5 protein-coding genes and 1 pseudogene are annotated in these 5,808 nt (G+C 67.1%); 5 read left to right on the forward strand and 1 reads right to left on the reverse strand.

Annotation, left to right across the window (positions count from 1 at the left end; translation table 11 throughout):
* Positions 1 to 62 precede the first annotated feature (62 nt).
* Positions 63 to 1,238 carry an FAD-dependent oxidoreductase gene (locus VFT73_RS06215; protein ID WP_326409294.1) on the reverse strand — a complete coding sequence of 392 codons (1,176 nt, stop codon included), beginning with the start codon at positions 1,236 to 1,238 and terminating at the stop codon, positions 63 to 65.
* 50 nt (positions 1,239 to 1,288) lie between these two features.
* On the opposite strand from VFT73_RS06215, the gene VFT73_RS06220 reads away from it, so the two are divergent.
* From VFT73_RS06220 to VFT73_RS06240, 5 genes and pseudogenes are all read left to right on the forward strand, one after another.
* Complete coding sequence (locus VFT73_RS06220) at positions 1,289 to 1,762, forward strand: A24 family peptidase (protein WP_326409295.1); 474 nt, start codon at positions 1,289 to 1,291, stop codon at positions 1,760 to 1,762.
* A gap of 46 nt (positions 1,763 to 1,808) precedes the next feature.
* Positions 1,809 to 2,840: a Flp pilus assembly protein CpaB gene (cpaB, locus tag VFT73_RS06225; RefSeq protein WP_326409296.1), complete on the forward strand. Its 1,032-nt coding sequence runs from the start codon at positions 1,809 to 1,811 to the stop codon at positions 2,838 to 2,840.
* Between the two features lies 1 nt (position 2,841).
* Positions 2,842 to 4,341, forward strand: coding sequence for a type II and III secretion system protein family protein (locus VFT73_RS06230; protein WP_326409297.1), 1,500 nt, complete (start codon positions 2,842 to 2,844; stop codon positions 4,339 to 4,341).
* A gap of 29 nt (positions 4,342 to 4,370) precedes the next feature.
* Positions 4,371 to 5,000, forward strand: coding sequence for a CpaD family pilus assembly lipoprotein (locus VFT73_RS06235; RefSeq protein ID WP_326409298.1), 630 nt, complete (start codon positions 4,371 to 4,373; stop codon positions 4,998 to 5,000).
* Positions 5,000 to 5,808 (forward strand): annotated as a pseudogene (locus VFT73_RS06240) (pilus assembly protein CpaE); the annotation flags it as partial. The gene VFT73_RS06235 and the pseudogene VFT73_RS06240, both read left to right, overlap by 1 nt.

Below are 5,808 nucleotides of genomic sequence, written 5' to 3' on the forward strand. Positions count from 1 at the left end.
ACCACCGCCTGTGATCTGAACCTTAATTCACTTGCGAAACGACGCCGACTTCCCACTTATCATCAATCACCAACTCTCCCGTTCCCCTGTTGGAAAGTTGGTGGGGGAGGCGGCGTTTCGCTCGCCTCCCCAACGGGAGGACCCCTGAGCCCGAATCTCAGCGGCGAGAAGACGGCAGCTTCGATGTGCGCGACCCATGCGTCCGGTTCCTCATCGAGGAGAAGCGCGGCCGCCAGTTTCGCCGCGGCGGGAGAGGTCTGGATGCCGAACCCGCCCTGCCCCGCGCACCAGAAAAATCCCGATATCTCAGCGTCGAACCCGAAGACCGGAAGGCGATCGGGCGCGAAGCTCCTCAGCCCGGCCCAGCTTCGCTCGACGCGCTCGATCGGCCAGTCGACCACCTCCTGAAACCGGTCGATCGCGATGGCGATGTCGATTTCCTCGGGTGCGGCATCGCAGGGTTCGCTCGGGATTTCGTCGTGCGGGCTGAGCCAGATCGAATTGTCGGTTTCTCCCTTGAAATAGAAGGTCCCCTCGGCCGAATCGACCAGCGGCAGCTGCTTGAGACCGGATCGGCCGAGCCGCAGCTGAACCATCGTTCGCCGCTTCGGAGCGACGCCCAGCGGCGACGCTCCACAAGCCTTGGCCACGTCATCCGCCCAGGCGCCCGCGGCATTGACGAGAATCGCCGCGGTTCGCGTTGAGCCGTCCTCCAGCGTGACTGTCCAGCGCCCGTCGCGGCGCTCCGCGCGAATCAGCCGCGCGCCCGTCTCGACGGCGCCGCCGAAGCGCCGAAACCGCCGCAAATAGGCCGCGTGGAGGCCCGCGGCGTCGATGTCCGCACAGCCCAGCTCGAACAAGGCGCGGCGCCACTGCCGACGGATGCCGGGAATGAGCCGCTCCAGCTCCTCGCGCTCGACGATTCGCGTTTCCACCGTCGGCGGAACTTCGGGCAAGACATCGCGCGTGACGTGGAGATCTCCACGGACTCGCAAGAATCCCTGGTCCGAGAAGTCGCTTGGCGGAGCGGCGAGAAAGTCGTGCGAGGCCAGCGTCAGCTTCGCGACCTCGGGCCCGCCGTAGCTCTCGAGATAGAAGGCGGCGGACCTCCCGGTCGCGTGATATCCGCACTGCGCCTCCGCCTCGATGATCAGAGTCCGGCGCCTGGCGGCGATCTCCGCGCCAAGGCTCGCTCCGGCGATCCCGCCTCCGGCAATGATGACGTCAAATTCGGCCATTTCCCTTGGCGGTTACGAATTCGAAAGCCGCGCCGTCTAGTGAGGATCGCATGTTCAATGCGGCCTTTACCAACCTGCTGCTCGTCACGCTCGCGGTGATTCTGGTCGTCGCGGCGGTCATCGACGTGCGCACTTTCACGATTTCGAATCGGCTGAACCTCACCGTCGCGCTGCTGGCGCCGGTCTATTGGGCATCGGTGGCGCTGTCGCCCTGGCCCGGAGTCGCGATCCAGCTGGCCGCCGCCGCAATCGTTTTCGTGCTGCTCGCCGGGGCCTTCTACGCAGGCATGATGGGCGGCGGTGACGTCAAGCTCGCCGCGGCTCTGGCGCTGTGGTTCCCGCCCGCGGGCACGGTGAAGTTCCTCATCCTGATGTCGCTCGCCGGCGGCGTGCTGACGCTGCTGATTCTCGTGCTGCACAAGATGCGGAATCGCGAGGGCCGGCCGGAGATTCCGTATGGGGTCGCGATCGCCTTTGGCGGGCTCGCGATTCTCACCCAACGCTTTCTTAACCAATTTGCCTGATCAGTGATGCTGTTTTGAGGACCCGTCTGGGGGAGGCGATCGCGCCATGGATGTGAAGAAGCTTGCTCTGCTCGTTGGAGCGCTGGTCATTGCGGTGGTCACCGCTGTCATGGCCAAGAACATGTTCGCCGGAGCCGGCGCTCAGCAGGCTGCCGCGGCACCCGTCCCGGTCGGGCCGAAGGTGCTGGTGGCCAAGAAGGCGCTTCCGGTCGGCACGATCATCGATGCCGACAGCTTCGCCTTCCAGCCCTGGCCGAAGGAGCTGATGCAGGGGGCCTATTACGTCGAGGGTCAGCCCGACGCGAAGACCCTGGCGGGCACCGTGGTTCGCTATGCGATCGCCGCCGGCCAGCCTGTGACCCGCGGGTCGCTCGTCGGTCCGCAGGATCGCGGCTTCCTCGCCGCGGCGCTCGGCCCGGGCATGCGCGCAGTCACCGTCCCGGTGAACACGACCACCGGCGTCGCCGGCTTCGTCTTCCCGGGCGACCATGTCGACCTGGTGCTCACACAGCAGGTGCAGGGTGGCGGCGACGGCGCTCCGCTGAAGGTTTCGGAGACGATCGTTCGCAACGTTCGTGTCCTCGCGACCGACCAGCGCTACACCGACAAGGACGAGGACGGGAAGACCGCCGTCAAGACCTTCTCCAACGTTACGTTCGAGGTCACTCCGAAGATCGCCGAGAAGATCGCGGTCGCGCAAAGCCTCGGGCAGCTGTCGCTGTCGCTCCGTTCGATCGCTGACAACAGCGCCGAGCTCGAGCGGGCGGTTGCCGCCGGGGACGTCAAGATCCCGGCGAACGCGAGCCCGGCGCAGGAGCGCGAGATGCTGCTCGCTTATTCGAACCGGCCGATCGACACCAACACCACTTATACGACCGGCGGCGACGTGTCGCGCTTCCAGCGCCGCACCGTGCCAGGCCGGGCGCCCGAGGCGGGCGAGCAGATGGCTTCGGCCATGGCTGGCCTCGGCAAGGGGATCGCCCAGGCGGTCGGCGGCCAGCCTGCCGTGCCGGCCGGGCCGGTCGTCCGCGTCGCACGCGGCAATGATGTCACCGTTGTTCCGGTGGGAGCTCGCTAAGATGAATATTCAAGCCATCACTCGCCGGGCGCGTCTCGGCACTGCACTGGCGGCCATGGCCGTGGGCCTGGCGGCGGTTGCCGCCCCGGCTCCGGCCGGAGCCCAGCCCGCGGCCTACAAGTCGGGAACCTATCGCCCCTCGCAGCATGTCCTGCTGTCGGTCGGCGAGGGCCAGATGATCAACCTGCCCCGGTCGGTCGCGAGTGTGTGGACGTCGAACCCCAAGGTTGCGGACGTCTACGTCAACACCCCGCGGCAGATTAACCTGTTCGGCAAGGACGCCGGCGAAGCGACCATCATCGCGACGGCGGCTGACGGGTCGGTGGTCTATGGCGCAAATGTTCGCGTCAACCAGAACATCAGCTCGATCAACGATATCTTGCGGCAGGCGATGCCCGGTTCGGACATCAGCGTGACCACGGTCGGCCAGGTCGCCGTGCTCAACGGCACGGTCGCGTCGCCGGACGACGCGGCGCAGGCCCTGATGCTGGTCCGCGCGGCGCTCAATCCCGGGGTCGACGTGACCAAGGACAATGCCGCGCTGACCATCGTTCCGGTCAGCCGGCTGAAGGTCGCTACCCCGCTCCAGGTGACGCTCAAGGTGCGGATCGCCGAGGTCAATCGCTCGGTGCTGAAGCAGATGGGCATCAACCTGCTGTCGAACGACTCGACCAACGGCTTCCGCTTCGGCATCGCCCAGGGCGGCGGAATCAATCTTCCGGACGCCAATTGCACCAGCGACTGTCCGGCGCCGACGGTGCTTCGCAGCGCGATCGGCTCGACGCTGTTCGCGCACGGCAAGCTCCTAGGTCTCGACCTCCTCGGTTCGCTGGACATCGCGGCCGATGACGGTCTCGCGACGATCCTGGCGGAGCCGAACCTGACGGCGCTTTCGGGCGAAACGGCAAGCTTCCTTGCCGGCGGCGAGTTCCCGATCCCGGTCTCGCAATCGCTCGGCACGGTCACGATCGAGTACAAGCAATATGGCGTGGGGCTGGCGTTCACGCCGGTGGTGCTCGCCGACGGTCGGATCTCGATGCGTGTCCGTCCGGAAGTGAGCCAGCTGAGCGACGCCGGTTCGATCAAGCTCAACGGCTACACCGTTCCCTCGCTGACCACGCGCCGGGCGGAGACGACCGTCGAGCTCGGCTCGGGCCAGTCGATGATGATCGCCGGCCTGTTGCAGAACACGGCCAACAACAGCATCGACAAGGCGCCGTTCCTGGGCGACATCCCCGTGCTCGGCGCGCTGTTCCGGTCGACCCACTTCCAGAAGCAGGAAACCGAGCTCGTCGTCATCGTGACGCCGTACCTCGTGCGCCCAGTCTCGGGTCAGCTCGCGACGCCGATCGACGGCTATCGCGTGCCCGACGACGTCCAGCGCGATTTCCTCGGCCAGACCTTCACCGGCAAGAGCGGCGGCGTCCAGCCGACCGCGATCCAGGCCGCTCCGGCGGCGCCGGTAGCGGGCGCGGTCGCTGCTCCGGGGTTCAAGCTGTGACCGGCGGCCTCAACAGGAAGGATTGGACGATGCGTTCGAAAGTCATCCTCATTGCGCTCGCGTCCACGCTGGCCGCTTGCAACACGCCGGATCTGGCCGACAAGGGCTTGCCGGCGGTGAACGTGCCGGTCGTGACCAGCGCCGACTATGTGTTCGATGCCTCGGCGCCCGACGGCGGGCTCGCACCCGGCGAGGCGGACCGCCTCAACGGCTGGTTCCAGGGGCTGGGCCTCGGCTACGGCGACAGCGTCTATGTCGACGGGGCCTATGCCGATGCCGCTCGCGGCCAGGTCGCCGCCATTGCCGGCCAGTACGGCATGATGGTCTCCGCGGGCGCGCCGGTGACGGCCGGAGCAGTCCAGCCGGGCACCGTCCGGGTGGTCGTGAGCCGCCGCCGTGCGGTCGTGCCTGGCTGCCCGAACTGGAGCCTGCCCTCGAACCCGAACTTCGACAATCGCAACATGTCGAATTTCGGCTGCGGCGTGAACACCAATCTCGCGGCGATGGTCGCCAACCCCGAAGACCTGCTTCACGGTCGGGAAGGCGCCGCGACCAACGACGTCAACACGGCCGCCAGAGCCGTCATGTTCTATCGCTCCGAGCCGCCGACAGGCGCCAAGGGCCTGAAGGACATCAGCACCAAGAAGGATAGCCAGTGATGAACGCTCCGTTCCAGGCACGCGCGGGGCTGCGCGATCCGTTCACTGCGTTCGTCTGCGACGACGCAACCGCCGACATGCTCCGGCCCGTCGCGGTCGAGCACGGCTGGTCTCCGGAGAAGGTCAACAAGGGTGGCCTCAGGAACGCCGTGCAGTCGCTGTCGGTGTCCGCCAGCCCGAACATCCTGTTCGTCGATCTCAGCGAGTCCGCGGACCCGCTGAACGACATCAACGCTCTCGCGGAAGTGTGCGAGCCGGGGACGATCGTGATCGCGTCGGGCACCGTCAACGACGTGCGCCTGTACCGCGACCTCGTCGCCAGCGGGATCCACGATTATCTGCTGAAGCCGTTCACGGTCGACCAGCTGCGCGACACCTTCGCGCATGCGCAGATGATCCTGTCGGGACCGCGCGGCGAAGCCCAGGCCGACAAGCCGCACGTGATGGCGGCGGTGATCGGAGTGCGCGGCGGAGTCGGCGCTTCGACCCTCGCGACCTCGCTTGCGTGGCTGCTGGGTGAGAAGGCGCACCGCACGACCGCCCTCCTCGACCTCGACGTCCACTTCGGCACCGGAGCGCTCGCGCTCGACCTCGAGCCCGGCCGCGGTCTTACCGACGCGATCGAGAACCCGAGCCGAATCGACGGTCTGTTCATCGAGCGCGCCATGGTTCGCGCCAACGAGCGGCTGTCGGTCCTCTCGGCCGAAGCGCCGATCCACCAGCCGCTGGTCACGGACGGAACCGCGTTCTTCCAGCTGCAGGAGGAGATGCGCAACGCGTTCGAGTCGACCGTGCTCGACCTGCCGCG

The organism is Sphingomonas sp., from assembly GCF_035758555.1.
Classification (GTDB): Bacteria; Pseudomonadota; Alphaproteobacteria; order Sphingomonadales; family Sphingomonadaceae; genus Sphingomonas_B.

Coding starts and splice junctions, on each gene's coding strand:
- VFT73_RS06235 (WP_326409298.1), top strand. CDS start 4,371: ATGCGTTCGAAAGTCATCCTCATTGCGCTCGCGTCCACGCTGGCCGCT.
- VFT73_RS06230 (WP_326409297.1), top strand. CDS start 2,842: ATGAATATTCAAGCCATCACTCGCCGGGCGCGTCTCGGCACTGCACTG.
- VFT73_RS06215 (WP_326409294.1), bottom strand. CDS start 1,238: ATGGCCGAATTTGACGTCATCATTGCCGGAGGCGGGATCGCCGGAGCG.
- VFT73_RS06220 (WP_326409295.1), top strand. CDS start 1,289: ATGTTCAATGCGGCCTTTACCAACCTGCTGCTCGTCACGCTCGCGGTG.
- cpaB (WP_326409296.1), top strand. CDS start 1,809: ATGGATGTGAAGAAGCTTGCTCTGCTCGTTGGAGCGCTGGTCATTGCG.